Annotated in this window: 23 protein-coding genes; 5 read left to right on the plus strand and 18 right to left on the minus strand. The window is 67.9% G+C overall.

The window, feature by feature from the left end:
* Positions 1–7 precede the first annotated feature (7 nt).
* The 5 genes from nifT (at position 8) to AC3A35_RS17175 (ending at position 2365) form a co-directional block, all read left to right on the plus strand.
* Positions 8–232: a putative nitrogen fixation protein NifT gene (nifT, locus tag AC3A35_RS17155; RefSeq protein ID WP_487437409.1), complete on the plus strand. Its 225-nt coding sequence runs from the start codon at positions 8–10 to the stop codon at positions 230–232.
* Between the two features lie 29 nt (positions 233–261).
* A complete protein-coding gene (locus AC3A35_RS17160) occupies positions 262–465 on the plus strand; it encodes a 4Fe-4S dicluster domain-containing protein (protein ID WP_487437410.1) in 204 nt (67 codons plus the stop codon).
* A gap of 62 nt (positions 466–527) precedes the next feature.
* A complete protein-coding gene (locus AC3A35_RS17165; RefSeq protein WP_487437411.1) occupies positions 528–1265 on the plus strand; it encodes a dinitrogenase iron-molybdenum cofactor biosynthesis protein in 738 nt (245 codons plus the stop codon).
* Positions 1262–1528, plus strand: a complete 267-nt coding sequence (locus tag AC3A35_RS17170; RefSeq protein WP_487437412.1) for a DUF6129 family protein — start codon at positions 1262–1264, stop codon at positions 1526–1528. Before AC3A35_RS17165 ends, AC3A35_RS17170 begins: the two co-directional genes overlap by 4 nt.
* A 156-nt stretch (positions 1529–1684) precedes the next feature.
* Positions 1685–2365 carry a diguanylate cyclase domain-containing protein gene (locus tag AC3A35_RS17175; protein WP_487437413.1) on the plus strand — a complete coding sequence of 227 codons (681 nt, stop codon included), beginning with the start codon at positions 1685–1687 and terminating at the stop codon, positions 2363–2365.
* Positions 2366–2416: 51 nt separating this feature from the next.
* Here the strand turns inward: AC3A35_RS17175 and AC3A35_RS17180 are convergent, their stop codons facing one another.
* From AC3A35_RS17180 to nifE, 18 genes are all read right to left on the minus strand, one after another.
* The gene (locus tag AC3A35_RS17180; protein WP_487437414.1) at positions 2417–2980 is read right to left on the minus strand and encodes a hypothetical protein; all 564 of its coding nucleotides are present in this window, start codon (positions 2978–2980) and stop codon (positions 2417–2419) included.
* 62 nt (positions 2981–3042) lie between these two features.
* Positions 3043–3894: a nitrogen fixation protein NifM gene (gene nifM / locus AC3A35_RS17185; protein ID WP_487437415.1), complete on the minus strand. Its 852-nt coding sequence runs from the start codon at positions 3892–3894 to the stop codon at positions 3043–3045.
* Positions 3891–4394, minus strand: a complete 504-nt coding sequence (locus AC3A35_RS17190) for a nitrogen fixation protein NifZ (protein ID WP_487437416.1) — start codon at positions 4392–4394, stop codon at positions 3891–3893. The genes nifM and AC3A35_RS17190 overlap by 4 nt, the downstream gene beginning before the upstream one ends.
* 27 nt (positions 4395–4421) lie before the next feature.
* Complete coding sequence (gene nifW, locus AC3A35_RS17195; RefSeq protein ID WP_487437417.1) at positions 4422–4736, minus strand: nitrogenase-stabilizing/protective protein NifW; 315 nt, start codon at positions 4734–4736, stop codon at positions 4422–4424.
* 15 nt (positions 4737–4751) lie between these two features.
* Positions 4752–5264: a hypothetical protein gene (locus AC3A35_RS17200; RefSeq protein ID WP_487437418.1), complete on the minus strand. Its 513-nt coding sequence runs from the start codon at positions 5262–5264 to the stop codon at positions 4752–4754.
* Positions 5264–6109: a serine O-acetyltransferase gene (gene cysE, locus AC3A35_RS17205; protein WP_487437419.1), complete on the minus strand. Its 846-nt coding sequence runs from the start codon at positions 6107–6109 to the stop codon at positions 5264–5266. The genes AC3A35_RS17200 and cysE overlap by 1 nt, the downstream gene beginning before the upstream one ends.
* A 4-nt stretch (positions 6110–6113) precedes the next feature.
* A complete protein-coding gene (gene nifV, locus AC3A35_RS17210) occupies positions 6114–7307 on the minus strand; it encodes a homocitrate synthase (protein ID WP_487437420.1) in 1194 nt (397 codons plus the stop codon).
* Positions 7308–7354: 47 nt separating this feature from the next.
* Complete coding sequence (gene nifS, locus AC3A35_RS17215) at positions 7355–8578, minus strand: cysteine desulfurase NifS (RefSeq protein WP_487437421.1); 1224 nt, start codon at positions 8576–8578, stop codon at positions 7355–7357.
* Between the two features lie 20 nt (positions 8579–8598).
* Positions 8599–9489, minus strand: a complete 891-nt coding sequence (nifU, locus tag AC3A35_RS17220) for a Fe-S cluster assembly protein NifU (RefSeq protein ID WP_487437422.1) — start codon at positions 9487–9489, stop codon at positions 8599–8601.
* A gap of 15 nt (positions 9490–9504) precedes the next feature.
* Positions 9505–9828 carry a HesB/IscA family protein gene (locus AC3A35_RS17225; protein ID WP_487437423.1) on the minus strand — a complete coding sequence of 108 codons (324 nt, stop codon included), beginning with the start codon at positions 9826–9828 and terminating at the stop codon, positions 9505–9507.
* A gap of 429 nt (positions 9829–10257) precedes the next feature.
* Positions 10258–10647, minus strand: coding sequence for a hypothetical protein (locus AC3A35_RS17230; protein WP_487437424.1), 390 nt, complete (start codon positions 10645–10647; stop codon positions 10258–10260).
* A gap of 21 nt (positions 10648–10668) precedes the next feature.
* A complete protein-coding gene (gene fdxB, locus AC3A35_RS17235) occupies positions 10669–10956 on the minus strand; it encodes a ferredoxin III, nif-specific (RefSeq protein WP_487437425.1) in 288 nt (95 codons plus the stop codon).
* Between the two features lie 62 nt (positions 10957–11018).
* On the minus strand, positions 11019–11234 hold the full coding sequence (locus AC3A35_RS17240) for a CCE_0567 family metalloprotein (RefSeq protein ID WP_487437426.1): 216 nt from the start codon (positions 11232–11234) through the stop codon (positions 11019–11021).
* A 62-nt stretch (positions 11235–11296) separates the two neighbouring features.
* Complete coding sequence (locus AC3A35_RS17245) at positions 11297–11782, minus strand: NifX-associated nitrogen fixation protein (protein WP_487437427.1); 486 nt, start codon at positions 11780–11782, stop codon at positions 11297–11299.
* Complete coding sequence (locus tag AC3A35_RS17250) at positions 11779–12222, minus strand: SoxR reducing system RseC family protein (protein ID WP_487437428.1); 444 nt, start codon at positions 12220–12222, stop codon at positions 11779–11781. The genes AC3A35_RS17245 and AC3A35_RS17250 overlap by 4 nt, the downstream gene beginning before the upstream one ends.
* Complete coding sequence (locus AC3A35_RS17255) at positions 12219–12647, minus strand: NifB/NifX family molybdenum-iron cluster-binding protein (protein ID WP_487437429.1); 429 nt, start codon at positions 12645–12647, stop codon at positions 12219–12221. The genes AC3A35_RS17250 and AC3A35_RS17255 overlap by 4 nt, the downstream gene beginning before the upstream one ends.
* Before the next feature lie 16 nt (positions 12648–12663).
* On the minus strand, positions 12664–14055 hold the full coding sequence (gene nifN / locus AC3A35_RS17260; RefSeq protein WP_487437430.1) for a nitrogenase iron-molybdenum cofactor biosynthesis protein NifN: 1392 nt from the start codon (positions 14053–14055) through the stop codon (positions 12664–12666).
* A gap of 10 nt (positions 14056–14065) precedes the next feature.
* Positions 14066–15571, minus strand: coding sequence for a nitrogenase iron-molybdenum cofactor biosynthesis protein NifE (gene nifE / locus AC3A35_RS17265; protein ID WP_487437431.1), 1506 nt, complete (start codon positions 15569–15571; stop codon positions 14066–14068).
* Between the last annotated feature and the right edge of the window lie 122 nt (positions 15572–15693).

The raw sequence follows: 15693 nt of genomic DNA on the forward strand, positions 1-15693 counted from the left end.
GCCCGTTGTGGCCAATATCATGATTCGCAAGAATGACGCCGGTGGTCTGGTGTTCTATCTGCCCAAGCGCGACCTCGAGGACAACATCTCCTCGATCGAGTTCGACACCCCGGCCAAATGGGGCGGCGAGCTCAGGCTGGCGAGCGGAGGCACCTACTACATCGAACCGCAGGAAGCGCCGGCACGACTGCCGGTTTCCGTGCGCGCAAAGCGTGTGGACGCGCCCGAGTGAGGGCGTTTTCCCATTGAAAGGAGTTCATCATGGCACTCAAGATCGTCCAGGCTGAATGCACGTCCTGCGGGGACTGCAAGCCCGTTTGTCCGACCAAGTCGATTACCGACAAGGGCGGCATCTTCAAGATCAACGCCGATACCTGTACCGAGTGCGAGGGCGAGTTCGACGTGCCCCAGTGCGTCGAGGTCTGTCCGGGTACCGACACCTGTATCGTGCCGCTCGCGGCCTGATCCTGAAACCGGGGCGCGTCCGCCGGCGCGCCCCGAAGCTTCCTTGCCTGATGAGGCCCGTCATGAACGCCCAAGCCAGTTCCGCTCCCGCCCCGGGTGGCAGCCCGGTCACCCGCGAGGCAGCATTGCGCATCGCCATGGCCGCCCGCGCCCTGCCCGACATCAAGGTCGCCGCGTTTGTCCGGGCGCTTGGTGATCGCCTCGGTACCCCGGTTACCGAAGCCAAACTCGCCCGCGTGACCGTGGCCGACATCAAGGCCCTGCTGCAGGGTGACGAGATCGTCGACCCCGGCGTCGACGCGGCCGCATTGAAATCCGCCGTCCGCTACCTGTGGGGTGAGGGCATCGACGACGGCAGTCCCATCCCGGATGCAGAGCTGCCGCAGGGCGCCGGACTGTTGCGCGTGGCGGTGGCGTCCAACAACGCCGAACAGCTCGACGGTCATTTCGGCTCGTGCAACCGTTTCCTGATCTACCTCGTATCCGAGACCGCGGTCAGCCTCGCCGAAGTGCGGTCGACGCGTGCCACCGACGATGCAGAGGACCGCAACGTGGCGCGTGCCGAGCTCATTGCCGACTGTCATCTGGTCTATATGCAGTCGATCGGCGGCCCCGCCGCGGCCAAGGTGGTCCGTGCCGGCATCCATCCGGTCAAGTATCCGGTGGGCGGCGCTGCACGCGAAGTGCTGTCCCAGTTGCAGGGCACGCTGCAGCGTCCGCCGCCATGGCTGGCCAAGGTGCTCGGCTGTGAGGCCGCGAGCCTGCAGCGCTACGCCTCCAGCGAGGAGTCCGAGGCATGATCAGCGCAGCGATGCTGGCCGATGCCGCGGCCCTGGTGGCCCGCGCGGGGGCGGGGGAAGAGAGTGTCGCGATGCTGCGCAAGCAGTGGCCGGGGCTGCGTTTCGTGGCCTGTTCCGATGACGACATGCCCGCCCGCCTGCCGCCGTCGGTCGAGGCCGACGGCTTCAACCTCTACCTGGTGGGCAGTGGCGACCACTGTCTCACCCTCACCCGCGAGCTGTCCGATGCGATCGGAATCGTCGTCGCCAGGGTCGAGGAGTGAGCATTCGGCCGTGACCGATTCCACGCCCGGGTGAGCTGAGCGCTCCCCGGGCGCGCCACTACGTCACAGCGACCCTGGCCCCCAGGGCATAAAGTTCGGTGCACCGAACGGCGACTGTCAGCGCGCGCCGTGGATATTGCAGCGAGCCTTTTCTCCATGCCTTTCAGCACCGGACTGTTTCGGGTCCTTTCCAGCTTCAGATCCTTTGTCCTGCGTTTCAGGTGCCGCTCCGATGGCGCAGACCCGCAGGCGTGCACCGCGGGCGCAAACCCCGGCCGCGCCGATGGCGCCGCGTTCGACGCCCTGGCGCGACCTCGCCCGGCCGTGCCGGCGGTGGATCCGTTGTCCGGGCTGTCGAGCCGGACCATGCTCGAGACCAGGATCGCAACCGGAACGAAGCGCTCCCGGCATTCCGGCACCGTTCTGGTCGTACTGTGGATCGACCTGCACGGGGCCGAACGCGCCGAGCAAGTGCTGGGCCGCGAGGTGGGTGACGAAGTCCTGCGTGCGGTCGCAAAACGACTGCGGTCGCACTTCAACATGGAGAACATGCTGGCGCGGGTGGCGCCCCACGCCTTTGCCGCCGTCTGTGAAGGCATCGTCGACAGCGACGAGATCGCGTCCCGCAATGCCGCGCTGCGCACCGTGCTTGCCGATCCGGTCGAACTGGACGAGGGCATGATCCACGTCGGCTCGAGCATCGGCGCTGCCGTGTTCCCCGCCGACGCGGACGACCCCCGCGGTCTGCTTGCAGCGGCCGCGAGCCGGGCGGCCCCGGCGCCGCCACCCCGGACCGGCCAGGCTGCCCTGGGGGCGCTATTGTCGACCCGCTCCTGAGGCGCTCGTGTCCCGGCCCGGGAAAGCGGACCGCGACGCATCAGGTCGGTTTCAGACCGGCCCGCGCCCCCCGCGCCGGACTTCGATGGTCGCGGCAAGCGCGGCTTCGAGGGTGAGCTCGCTGCCCTTGGCCGCATAGTCCTTGAATGCCGCGCTCACGGTGGCGACCTTCTCCCCGGCCGACTGGCCCTTGAGATCGCTTTTCTCGAGATGCAGTTCGTCGAGCAATTCGTTCCACACCATGCCGTCTTCGAGCGGGAGCAGGGCGTAGCGCACGCCATCGAGGCTGAGCTGGATCGGCTTGCCGATATTGGAGACGAAGAAGATCACCTTCACGTCGGGCGCGAAATCGCCGGCGTAGCGTTCGATGAGCACCGGCAGACGGGCGATGTCGTCGAGCAGCCCCGCCGCCAGCTTGAGCGTGTCGCCATCGGCGAGCAGCACCGACTGGCGCACGGTGGCGGTGGGCGGCTTGCGCCGGCCGGAGGCGTCGCCGATCTCGCCCTCGACCAGGACGAGGTCGCCACGATAGGCGAACAGGCCGGGCGCGCCGGCGGATTCGGTGAAGTTGCTGTTGAACAGCAGTCCTTGTTGTTCATAGCGTTGCAGGATCATGTCGTGTCACTCGGGCAGTGTGGAAGGAATGCGGTCGGGCATCGGGGTGCCGGCGCTGCGCGTCAGCCGGTCGCGGTGGCGCCCGCGGGGCGCAGCAGGCGGGCGAGCCAGCGCTTGGCATCGCGCCGTGCGCGGTCTTCGCTGAGGCGGCGGCGCAGGGCGTCGGCCACTTCGGGATAGCTCAGCGTGCGGGCGGGATGGATGGCGTCGCAGCGCAGCAGGTGGAAGCCGAGTTCCGAGCGCAGCACGCCGGACAGGGTCGTGGCCGGCAACTGGAACAGGGCCTCGTCGAGCGCGGGGTAGAGCTGACCGCGCAACACCTCGCCGAGCAAGCCGCCGTTGAGCGCGGTCGGGCATTCCGAGTGCTTGATCGCCTGCTCCTCGAAGCGGGCGGGTTTGTGGCCCAGGCGGCGGGCGATCTCGCGGATGCGTTGCTCGGCGCGTTCGACGCTGTTCTCGGCGTAGTCGTCGTTCACGGTGATCAGGATGTGGCGCGCGCTGCGCTTCTCGGGGGTGTGGAAGCGGTCGAGGTGGGTGTAGTAGAAGATCTCGGCCTCGGTGTCGCCGACTTCGCCGCTGCGTGCGCCGACGCGGTCCATGACCGCCTCGACCAGCAGGTCGCGGCGCAGGGCATCGGCGAGCTGTGCTTCGGTGAGTCCGGCGCGGGCGAGGCTGGCGCGGTAGCTGTCGGCGTCCGGATGGCGATCGCGGATCTCGCCGATCGCCGCATCCACCGCACCGGGGGCGAGACACACGCCACGGGCTTCGGCGCTGGACAGCACGACCGCCTCGATCTCGGCGTACTGGCTGGCGACCTCCTGTGCGCGGCTGCGCTCGGCCACGGTCAGCGTGCCGCAGTCCTTGCTGAACAGGGCAAGGGCGGCCTTGAGCTGGTAATAGGGCCGGGTACTCATGCCGCAACCTCGTCGTCGTCCTCGTCATCGGCGGCACGTTCCGGGCGGCGGCGCGCGACCGGTTGCGGCAGCGGATCGAGCGAGTCTTCGGGGATGCACAGCATGTAGCCGGGGAAGTTGACGTGGTAATGCACGCCGCCGGGCATGTCGCGCACCACCTTGATGATCTCGCCCAGCGCGCCCTTGGCGGCCACCACCTCGCCGCGCAACGCGAAGCTGCGCCCGGCAAGCACCTTGTCGCGCGATTCGAAGCGGCTCGGCTTCCACGGCGCATCGGCGGGGATCACTTCCTCGGCACGGCAGCCGATGACGCGGTCGACCTCGAGGAAGTGGACGCTGTAGATGATCTGGTCCTGCAGGAAGGTGCCGATGCCGACCACGTTGCCGATCGTGCCGCGGCGTACCAGCAGGTCGCCGACGGCCATGCCGGGGTAGGTGCCGTCATCGCGCACGTTGCGGGTGACACGGACGGCATCGCCATATTCGAACTCGGGGCGCATGGGCGTGGCCTCGGCTAGGGAGAAGGGTCAGCGCTGGACGGCGCCGAGGGGGACGAAGGCGGTGCCGGCGGCTTTCTTGAACACCGAGAACACCTTCTCGGTGACCGCATCGGACACGGTGAAGTCGCGATAGGCCATGTCGAGGAAGCGGTGGTGGTGCGCGCGGCGGGCGTCGTCGTCGCCCTCGGCGGGGTTGTTCGCCAGGTAGTCGTGGTAGCGCTGCAGGATGTGCAGCCGGTTCACATGTACCACCGACTGTTCGTAGGCGACGCCGAAGTAGTCGAGGAAGTCTTCGGCGGCAACCAGTTCTTCCATTGCTTCGTCCAGGGTGAGGTCGTCCATGATGGTGCTCCGTGGTCAGGTGGTGGTGCTGGAAGGGTCTGCGGCAGCCCGGGCGACGTCGAGCAGTACCTTGCTGCCAAGGCGGTCGGCGGCGTCGATGCTGACCAGGGGTTCGAGCAGTGCGGTGGCGCCCGCGATGTCGCCCTGGCGCAGGCGGATATAGGCCGCAGCCTTGAGCGCCGAAAGGTAGAAGCGGGTGAGCGTCATCGACCGGCGGCCCGCGGCGGCGACCTGCTCGGCGTCGAGGCCGGTGCCGCCCGCGGGCAGGCCGATGCGTGCGCCACTGACCGCGATCGCGTGCCACACCACGATGGCTGCTTCGTCGATCTGGTGGCGATAGAAGTGGTAACGGTAGCGTGCCACCAGCACCAGCAGGTGGTCGGGTGCCCGGGCACCGGCTTCGGCCAGCGCGGTTTCGGCTTCGGGCGCGCCGTAGTACTCGCCCGCGCGCTCGATCAGCGCCAGCACGCCTTCGGGGAGCGGGTCCTCGAAGTAGAGCGGTTCGGGGTCGAAATTGAGCAGGTCCATCAACGTACTCCGGCGGCGGTTTCGGCTTCGGGCTGACAGGCGCATTCCGGACAGGCGGCGTCGGTGTTCGCCTGGCAGTCGATGGCGCCGTGGGCGATGAGCGGGATCGCGATCCGCGCGACTTTGGTCGGTGCGAGGTCGGCGACCGGTTGCAGGCGGGCGATGTCCGCCTCCAGTGTCTTGATCCGGTCGAGCAGGCAGTTCAGGGTGTGGCCGACCGGATCGGGCATCAGGTGATGGTCGAGGTTGAGCTCGTCAGTGGGGCTGAGAATGGGCCCTTCGCGCTTGACCACTCGCGCCGGGATGCCGACCACGGTACGGTCCGATGGGACGTTCTTCACCACCACCGAGTTGGCGCCGACCCGGACCCGGCTGCCGATGACGATCGCGCCCAGGATCTTGGCGCCGGCGCCGACCACCACGTGGTCGCCCAGCGTGGGGTGGCGCTTGCCCGGGTTCCAGGTGGTGCCGCCGAGGGTGACGCCGTGGTACAGGGTGACGTCGTCGCCGATCTCGGCGGTTTCGCCGACAACCACGCCGGCCCCATGGTCGATGAAGAAGCGGCGACCGATGCGCGCGCCGGGATGGATGTCGACATTGCTGAACACGCGCGCGATGAAGCTCACCAGGCGCGCCGGGTAGCGCCAGTTGCGCTGCCACAGCACGTGCGCGATGCGGTAGGCGATCAGCGCATGGACGCCGGGATAGGTGGTGAGCACCTCCCAGGTGCTGCGTGCCGCCGGGTCGCGGCCGAAGACGCAGCGCACGTCCTCGCGCAGCAGGCCGAACAGGGCGGGAGCCGGGGTGTCGGGGTGGGCTGTCATGGTTGCGGTTTCGGTCGCCATGGGGTCAGGCTCCGGCAAGGGCAGGAGGGATGAACAGGCTCAGCGCAGGCTGCAGTTCGGCCTGGCGGGCTTGCAGCGTGTCCCAGAACGAAATCAGGTCGCTGCGCTCGGGCGTGCGCTTGGTACGGCCGGTGAACTCGCGCACGTGGGCGAGCAGACAGGCCAGTTCGGTCTCGGTCGGGACGATGCCGAGACCGGCGTAGGCCATGGCCACCCCGCGGCTGCCGGAATGCTTGCCCAGCAGCAGGCGGTGGCTACGGCCGAGCAGCGCGGGGTCGAAATTCTGGTAATTGGCCGGATCCTTGAGCAGTCCGTCGACATGGATGCCGGCTTCGTGGGTGAACACGCCTTCGCCGACCACGCTCTTGTGCCAGCCCACCGGGCGACCGGAGGCCTGGGCGACGGCTTCGGAAGCGTCGAGCAGGCGACGGAAGTCGATCAGGTCGCCGAGCTCGTGGAACTGACGCAGGCCGAGTGCGACCTCTTCCAGCGCGGCATTGCCGGCACGTTCGCCGAGGCCGTTGACCGTGGTGTTCACATGGGTGGCGCCGGCGCGCACGGCGGCCAGGGTGTTGGCAGTGGCCAGGCCGAGGTCGTCGTGGGCGTGCATCTCGAGTTCGAGCGTGGTTGCCGCGCGCAGGCGGGCGAGGGCGTCGAAGGTGGCAAAGGGGTCGAGCACGCCGAGGGTGTCGGCGAAACGGAAACGGCGCGCCCCCGCGGCTTCGGCGGCGGCCACGACTTCGGCGAGGAAGCCGGCGTCGGCGCGCGAGGCGTCTTCGCCGCCGACCCCGACCTCGAAGCCGGCGTCACGCGCCACCGGCACCCAGCGCGCGATCCGTGCCAGTACCTCGGCGCGGTTGGAGCCGAGCTTGTGGCGGATCTGCTGCTCGGAGACCGGGACCGACAGCTCCAGCATGTGCACCGGCAGGCCGCGACAGGCGTCGATGTCGGTGTCGGCGAGCCGGCCCCATACGATCAGCCGGGTGTCGCGTCCGGCCTCGTCCAGGGTGCGCGCGATCGCACGGATGTCGTCGCATTCCTCGACCCCCATCGCCGGAATGCCGATTTCCAGTTCGGGTACGCCGATCGACGCCAGGATGCCGGCGATGGCGCATTTCTCCGCACGGGTGAAGGCAACCCCAGCGGACTGTTCGCCGTCGCGCAGGGTGGTGTCGTCGATGGTGACCGGCATGGGCATGGCGGCTTCCGGGAATGGGGGCTCGAGTGCGGGGTCAGGCGGGTTCGTCAGGCGTAAGTCGGGGCGAAGGCCTTCGCCGGATCGGTGACCGGCCCGTTCTCGCCCCAGTACGGCGACAGCTTGCGCAGCTGGGCGATGATCGCCGGCACTGTGGCGATGACGCGGTCGATCTCGGCCTCGGTGTTCTCGCGCGACAGCGAGAAGCGGATGGTGCCGTGGGCGGCGGTGTAGGGAATGCCCATCGCGCGCATCACGTGCGAGGGTTCGAGCGAGCCCGAGGTGCAGGCCGAGCCGGACGATGCGGCGATCCCCTGCTTGTTGAGCAGCATCAGGATGGCCTCGCCCTCGACGTATTCGAACGCGACGTTGAGCGTGTTGGGCAGGCGATTGTCGGGGTCGCCGGTGACGAAGGCGTGCGGCACGGCGGCGAGGATGCCGGCCTGCAGCTTGTCGCGCAGCGCGCGGACGTAGGTGTTCTCCTGCTCCATGTGCTCGAGCGCGAGTTCGGCCGCGACGCCCACGCCGATGATGGCGGGCACGTTCTCGGTGCCGGCGCGACGACCGCGCTCCTGGCCGCCGCCGCGCAGCAGCGGGCGGAAGCGCGCACCGCGGCGCAGGTAGAGCGCGCCGATCCCCTTCGGGCCGTGCAGCTTGTGGCCCGACAGCGACAGCATGTCGATCGCCGAGTCGCTCAAGTTGAGCGGAATCTTGCCCACCGCCTGCACCGCATCGGTGTGGAACAGCACGCCCGCCGCATTGGCCATGCGCGCCATCTGCTCGACCGGGAAGAAGGTGCCGGTTTCGTTGTTGGCCCACATCACCGACACCACCGCGACCTTGTCGCTCAGCAGCTTCGCGTATTCGTCGAGGTCCAGCCGGCCCTTGCCGTCCACCTTGAGCTTGTGGATGGTGTAGCCGTCCTTCTCGAGCTGGTCGCACAGGTGGAGCACCGCGTGATGCTCGACCATGGTGGTGATGATTTCCTTGCGCTCGGGGTTCGCCTTCAGCGCCGACAGGATCGCGGTGTTGTCGGCCTCGGTGCCGCCGGCGGTATATACGATCTCGGAGTCGTATTCGGCGCCGAGCAGCTTCTGCAGCGAACCGCGCGCGGCCTTGACCGCATGCCCCACCTTGGCGCCGAAGCTGTGCATCGAGGACGGATTGCCGAACTGCTCGGTGAAGTAGGGCAGCATCGCCTCGACCGCCTTGGGGGCGCAGCGGGTGGTGGCGTTGTTGTCGAGGTAGATCGGCGTCAGGTTGGGGATGCTCATGATGATCTCCGGATCGCCGCTCAGGCGGACAGGGTGTTCGGGGCGAGCTTGACCGTGGCCTTCACCGGCACGACCTTCACCAGTTCGCCGAGGGCTTCGATCATCTGCGCCTGCACGCCGCCGAGGGTGGCCGCTTCCATCTGGCAGCCGGAGCAGGCGCCCTTCATCGACACGTAGATGGTCTTGCCGTCCACGTCGACCAGTTCGATGTCGCCGTGGTCGCGCTGCAGGTTGGGGCGGGCCTTCTCGATCACCTGTTCGATCTTGCGGATGCGCTCGAGCGTGGTCATCTTGCCCGGCACCTTCTTCTCCGGCGGCGGCGCGGCCTTGAAGTCCTCGCCGCGCTCGGCCAGCACCTTGGCGAGGATTTCCTCGATGCCTTCATGGCAGGACGAGCAGCCGCCCCCGGCCTTGGTGTAGTTGGTGACCTGCTCGACGCTGCACAGGTTGTTGGCGCGGATGGTGTCCTCGATCATCACCGCATCGACGGCGAAGCACTTGCAGATCAGCGCGCCTTCCTCGTGATCGTCCTTCCATTCCTCGCCGCGGTAGTTGGCGATCGCCGACTGCAGCGCTTCGCGGCCCATCACCGAGCAGTGCATCTTTTCCGGCGGCAGGCCGCCGAGGAAGTCGGCGATGTCCTGGTTGCTGACGTCGAGCGCCTGCTCCAGGGTCTTGCCCTTGATGATCTCGGTCAGCGCCGAGCTCGACGCGATCGCCGAGCCGCAGCCGAAGGTCTGGAAAGACGCGTCGAGTATGGTCTCGTTGGCCGGATCGACCTTGAGCATCAGGCGCAGCGCATCGCCACAGGAGATCGAGCCCACTTCGCCGATCGCGTTCGCCTCCGGCAGGGCGCCGGCATTGCGCGGGTTGTAGAAGTGTTCCTTGACGGTTTCGGAGTAATCCCACATGGCGGTCTCCCTGACTCAGGCGGCGAAGGACTGGCCACAGGCGCAACCGGCCGAGGCGTTGGGGTTTTCGAACTTGAAGCCGGAGCCGGTGAGCGACTCGACGAAATCGACGGTGACCCCAGCGAGCATCGGGGCGGAGTACGGATCGACCAGCAGGGTGATGCCGTCGAGCTCGACCACCATGTCGTCCTCGGCCTTCTCCGCTTCGAGCTTCATGCCGTACTGCAGGCCGGAGCAGCCGCCGCCCTGAACGTGGATGCGCAGCCCGACAACCGGATCGGCAGAGGTGGAGATGAAACGGCTGACGGCTTTCTGTGCGGTGGGGGTAAGCGTGATCATGTTCGGTCTCCAGAGGGAAGGGGCTATGGGAGACCTAGTGCAAACCCCGTGCCACGCGAAGATAGTCTGCAAGTTGTTGATTGTTATGGGTCTGTAGCAGGCTTGTCGTGTCGCGAAGGGAACGCGGGGAGGGCATTGTCGGGTTTGCTACAGGGGAGGCGGCGGGTTGAAAGCTGGGCTGACGTAGATCCTGTTATCGGCGTCAAGCACCTGTTCCGGGCACAGCCCTCGTAGATACTCTTATTCGGGTCAAGTGCCCCTTTCAGGCAGAGCCGCCGTAGTCGGTCTTCAGTCCGCCACAGGAGGTGCCTCGGGCACCCGAGCCAGGCATTGGCACCTGTGGCCGACTGAGCGACCCTACGAGAAACCACCGGCCCGCCACGCCGCGTCACCAACCGCCGTATGGGGCGACGACGGCCCCGGGTGGGCTCAGCCGATCACGTGCTCATACACCAGACGCAGCACGTCGCGCTCGGTGTCGGGGATGCCGCGGGTCTCGGTGATCGAGACGAAACGGCCGTCGGCACCGCCAACGGCATCGAAAGGCGGGTCGATGTCGGTGAAGTGGGCGAGGCGCACCGACAGGGTGCCGCCCGGGGCGAGCATCTCGGCCTCGAACTCGGGATCGAGTTGCAGCGCGCCCGCCGGCAGGCCCAGGCGCTCGGCGGCGCGGGCGGTCAGGGCGCCGGGGTGGGTCAGAACGCCCTCGGCGCCCGGGGCCTCGAGGCATGCGGCGACCATCGAATCGCCGAAGCGCGCGAAGCGCAGCCGGGCGCTGGTGGATTGCTTGTGGTACAGGACGAGGGCGAAGTCGTTCATCGGCGGCTCGCGGCGTGCAGTTCAGGCCGCGACCGGCGACGGACCATGGGTGTGGCAGTCCTTGGGGCAGACCCGGCCACAGGCGCCACAGCCGATACAGTCGAGTGCATCGGCCAGGGTCATGACCATCATGTTGTCGTCGTCGAGGTCCTCGTCCATGTCGTCCTCGCGCTCGACGAGGTCGAACACGTTGCGCGGACAGACCTTGTAGCAGCGGCCGCAGCCGATGCATTTCGCGCCGTCCAGTTCGAGCACGAACTGCGCGGTCCACGGCGTGCCGCCGCGAGTGAGGCCGGTGATGGGATCCATGGCGTGTTCCTTTGTTGCGTGGTGCGGGGTGTAGGGGTTGATCCGGGGTCGAGGTGGGCCGGTCAGCTGGTGGTCTCGGTCGCCGCTATCAGGCGTGCATTGGCGTCCGCCCACGCCTTGCAGGCGTCGAAGGCAGACTGCGACATCGCGGGCAGTTCCTGGTAGCCGACCGGCAGCCGGTCTTCGACCAGGTCGTGCAGCTGCGAGGCCCATTCCTGTGAGATGCGCTTGAGCTTGCGGACTTCCTTCTCCAGCGCCTTGAGTTCTTCGTCGGTCATCTCGATCTCCTGAGGGGCGCCCGTGGTGGCGCCGGGCCACCTCGGGTCGGGATAGGGTGCGGTCAGAGGCCGGCCACTTCGGGGTACTTGCCGACCAGCTCCAGGGCCACCGACAGATGCTTGTCGCCTTCGTCCTTCATCTTGGAGAAGGATTCGAAGCCGAAACGGTGCACGTCGCGCAGCGTGCGGCTCACCACCACCAGCTTGCCGACGGTGATGACCGCCCGGCCGAAGCCTTCGTGCGACAGGTTGATGATCGGCACCGCCATCAGCCCGCATTCCTTCTCGATCAAGGCCGCGATCGCATTGTGGAAGGCCTTGACCCGCGAGATGGTAACGTCGTCCGGATCGCCCACCACCGGGATCTGGCGGCGCTGTTCCTTGGTCAGCACGTAGGGCGCGAGCACGCGCTCGATCGGCCAGTCGTCGTAGGTGCCGTAATTGTCGAGCGCGCGCGTCTGGCGGTTCATTTCCTTGAAGAAATCGGTACCGGCGAGCTCGGCGCTCAGGGTGGGTGCGGCGGCGGTATTGGTGTCGATGCTGATCATCGGTGTGACTCCTGGTGGTCGCTGGCAATTGCTGCGTGGGTCGGATCGGACGTGATGCGGGGGGCCGGCTGCAGTGCCGGATGGCGGGCAAGGCGGCGGGAAAGGATGAAGCCGAGGCCGAGCCCGGCGAAGCTGAGGCCGGCGATGCCGGCATCGGTGAGCGCGATCAGGCTGGCGAAGGCCATGCCGCCGAGCAGGCCGAGCAGCGGCAGCATGTGAGTGACCGCGAGGGCGCGAAACGCGGTGGCGGTGTCGATCTCGACCTGGACTTCATCGCCCGTGCGATGCCCGCAGCCGTGCGCGGCGAGCACCAGTTCGGTCGTATTCGCGGTGCCGCACACCTTGGCGGCATGGCAACTGCCGCAGGCGGGGGCGCGCTCGAAGCGGACCACGAGCTGCCCGTCAGCGGCGGCGGAAACCCGGCCACTGCGGCGCATCATTCCTGCCACCCCTCGGCTTCCATGGCGTCGAAGCGGTGCGTGTCGGCGGGCTGGCGATCGCGGATCGCCTTGGCCAGCCAGCCACCGGGGCCGCTGGCGAGTTCGGTCTGCAGGTCGCCGATCAGGCGCTCGATCGGCGTGCCTTCCTCGACCCGGATCGGCTGGACCCCGGCGGCGAGCAACTGCTTGACCGCCGACGCGCCGACCGCGAGGCAATACACCGCCGCGCATCCACCCAGGGTGGCGATCTTGGCCGGCAGCTTGTTCTCGTTGCCGTCCTGGCTGGTGTCGATGAACTCGGTGACCTCCACCAGTTGCGAGGAGTCGGCACCGATCTCGAAGATGGCGAAGGCTTCGGTCGAACCGAAGTGCTGGTTCACCGAACTGCGGTCGGTGCTGGCAAAGGCAATGCGTACGCCATTCATGACCGGGCCCGCCTCCTCAGAGCCCACCAGCCGCAACTGCCGACGGCGCGGAGGGGGCGTGCAGTTTGTAGCGGGAGTGGTGGGGAGCGATGGTTTCATGATGTTGCAGCACCAGGTTGGCCAGATCGAACAGGGCCTGCCGGGTACCCCGGTAGCCCACCCAGGTCTTGCAGTGACCGCCGACGAGATCGTATTGCGGCATGCCGGCACGCAGCAGGGGAATGCCCAGCCGCGCCGCAGTGGCGGCGGCGTGGGAATTGGCGATCAGCAACTCGGCGCGGCCGCTGTGGGCGAGCGTTTCGAGATCTTCGAGATCGCCGATATGGGCCTGCGCCGCGGGCAGGCTGGCGAGGCTGGCGGCCTTGACCGGCGCCACCGCGGCGACGATCTCGCTGCCCATGCCGGCGAGCAGGGTCGCCAGTTGCAGCAGCAGGTCGGGGTCGGCGGCAATCGCCACCCGGCGCAGGCCGGTCATGAAGTGGGTGTCGACCATGGTGTCCTGGAGCTGGGCGCGGTGGCGTTCGAGCTTCTCGGGCACGGCGATGCCGGCAATCCCGGCCAGGGTCTGGGTGAACGCGTCGCAGGCGTCGATCCCCATCAGGCCGTCGAAGCGGTGGTCGGGCACGCCGCTGCGCTCGGCCAGCAGGTCGGCCGCGCCCTTGAGCGAACGCCCGACGACGATGGTCGCCGCCGCTTCGCCCAGGGTGGCGAGTTCGGAAACCGGAGTGCCGCCGAGGGTGACCGGGACAAAGTCCTCGGCGATCAGATGGCCGTCGAGCGAGTCGGCGAGATCGGGCACGGCCAGCGGACGCAGGCCGAAAAGCTCGACCCACTCCTTGATCGCCTCGACGTCGCCCGGGGTGAGATGGGCGCCGAGCAGCAGGTTGACCTGCTTCTTGCGCTTGCCGGCGAGGCCGCTGCCGGCGGTGTGCGGCACGGTGGCGTCGAGGATGCCCTTGACCGCCGCGGCGTAGCCGGTTTCGAGGCAGCCGGCGAAGTCCGGGGTGTTTACCGCCGCTACCGGAATGTGGTCGAACTGCGGCGACTGCAGGCGGAAGTCGTGCACCAGGCGGGCGATGTCGGTGCCCTGGGTTTCGGCCAGCGCGGTGGTGGCCAGCCCGACCAGGGCCGGCTTGCTCTTGCCGCACACGGTGGCGAGTGCCTCGATGACGTTGTTGTCGGCGTTCATCACCGTGGCGACCTGGTCCATTGCCGTGGTCTGCAGCGGAATCGGCTCGCGGAAGTGACGCACCAGGAAGACCTTGGCGAACGCGGTGCAGCCTTGCGAGCCATGGAAGATCGGCATCGCGCGGTTGATCCCGAGAAAGGCCAGCGCCGCCCCGGCCGGGGCCGAGGACTTGAGCGGATTGACCGCGAGGGCCTTGGGGTGACGGATGATCTCGGCCATGGTCGGTCTCCTAGGCGGCCGCGCCGGCCGCGGCCGGGTGCGGGTGATCATGGTCGTGGTCGTGGCCGTGGCCGTGCGCGTCGTCATCATCGGCTGCGTCCGGGCTGTCGCCCATCTCCGGTCCGGCCACCACCATCGCCTTGTGCGACCACGGCGCGGGCTTGCGCACCGCGTCCCACACCGGCGATTCGAGGGTCAGCGCGAGCTGGCGCACCAGCTCCTTCATGCCCTCGTAACCGGCGTAGCCGAATTCGCGTTCCTGGTTGATGTCGAGGAAGGGCAGGCGCGCCTTGAGCGCGGTGTAGAGGTTGCGCCCGCCGGCGATCAGGATGTCGGCCTTGAGTTCATACACCGCATTGAGCAGGTCGCGCGCGCCCTCGCTGTTGAGCATGATGGTGTTGTCGCCCATCAGCTCGAGGATGCGGGCCTTGTCTTCCTCGGTGGATTTCTTGGTGCCGCTGGCGACCACGTTCATGCCCAGGTCCTGCAGTGCGGACACCACCGACCACGACTTCACGCCGCCGGTAAAGAGCAGCACGCGCTTGCCTTCGAGACGCGGGCGCCAGACGTCGAGTTCGCCGCGGACGCGGGCTTCCTCGCGGGCGATCAGCGCTTCGGTGCGCGCGCTCAGGTCGGGGTCGTCGATGATGCGGGCGATGTCGCGCAGCGCCGCCGAGGTGTCGGTGATGCCGTAGAAGCTGCCCTCGAACCAGGGGATGCCGTAGCGCTCTTCCATCTTGCGCGCGACGTTGATCATGGCCTTGGCGCACACCAGCATGCTGACTTCGGCGCGGTGCATGGTCTGCACCTCGTGGAAGCGGGCGTCGCCCGACAGGGTACACAGGATGCGGATGCCCAGTTCGTCGAACAGCGGGGTCAGATACCACAGCTCGCCGGCGATGTTGTACTCGCCGATGAGGTTGATGTTGTGCACCTTGATGCCGGCCGGCACGACGTCCACCGGCAGCGGCTCGGGCTCGCGGGTGCCGATCACGTGCTTGACCATGGCCTCGCCGGCGATGCGGTTACCGAGGTTCTTGGTGCCATAGAAGCCGGCGCAGTCGATCGGCACCACCGGCACCCCCCAGCGTTCGGCCGCGGCGCGGCACACGGCCTCGATGTCGTCGCCGATCAGCGCCGGCACACAGGTGTTGTAGACGAAGACCGCGGCCGGGGCGTGGGTGTCGATGGCCTGCTTGATGCCGTGGAACAGGCGCTTCTCGCCGCGTCCCATGATCACGTCCTGCTCCGACAGATCGGTGGTCATGCCGATCTTGTACAGCGTGGAGCCCGACGACAGGGTGCCGCGGTTGTCCCAGGAGTTCCCCGAACAGGCGATCGGGCCATGCACGATGTGGGCGACGTCGGCGATCGGCAGCAAGGCGATCTGCGCACCGTCGAAGGCACAACCGCCGGCCGAGGCCCCGGGCTTGGGCCGCGCACAGCCGGATTTCTCCTTCTTGTTGTGCGCACAGGCGGGTTCGTTCATCAATTCGGCAATGTCGGCGGCTTTCACGGTGAGGCTCCGTGGCGGGGATGCTCAAACTTCTGCAATCTCCGTGCCGTGTCGAAGGCCGCTGGCAAGTGGCGGAAAAGAAAGGGAATTGGCTTTCATGAAGGCTGTCGTTAACCCGACAA

Source organism: Azoarcus sp. Soil_N_20 (genome assembly GCF_057656155.1).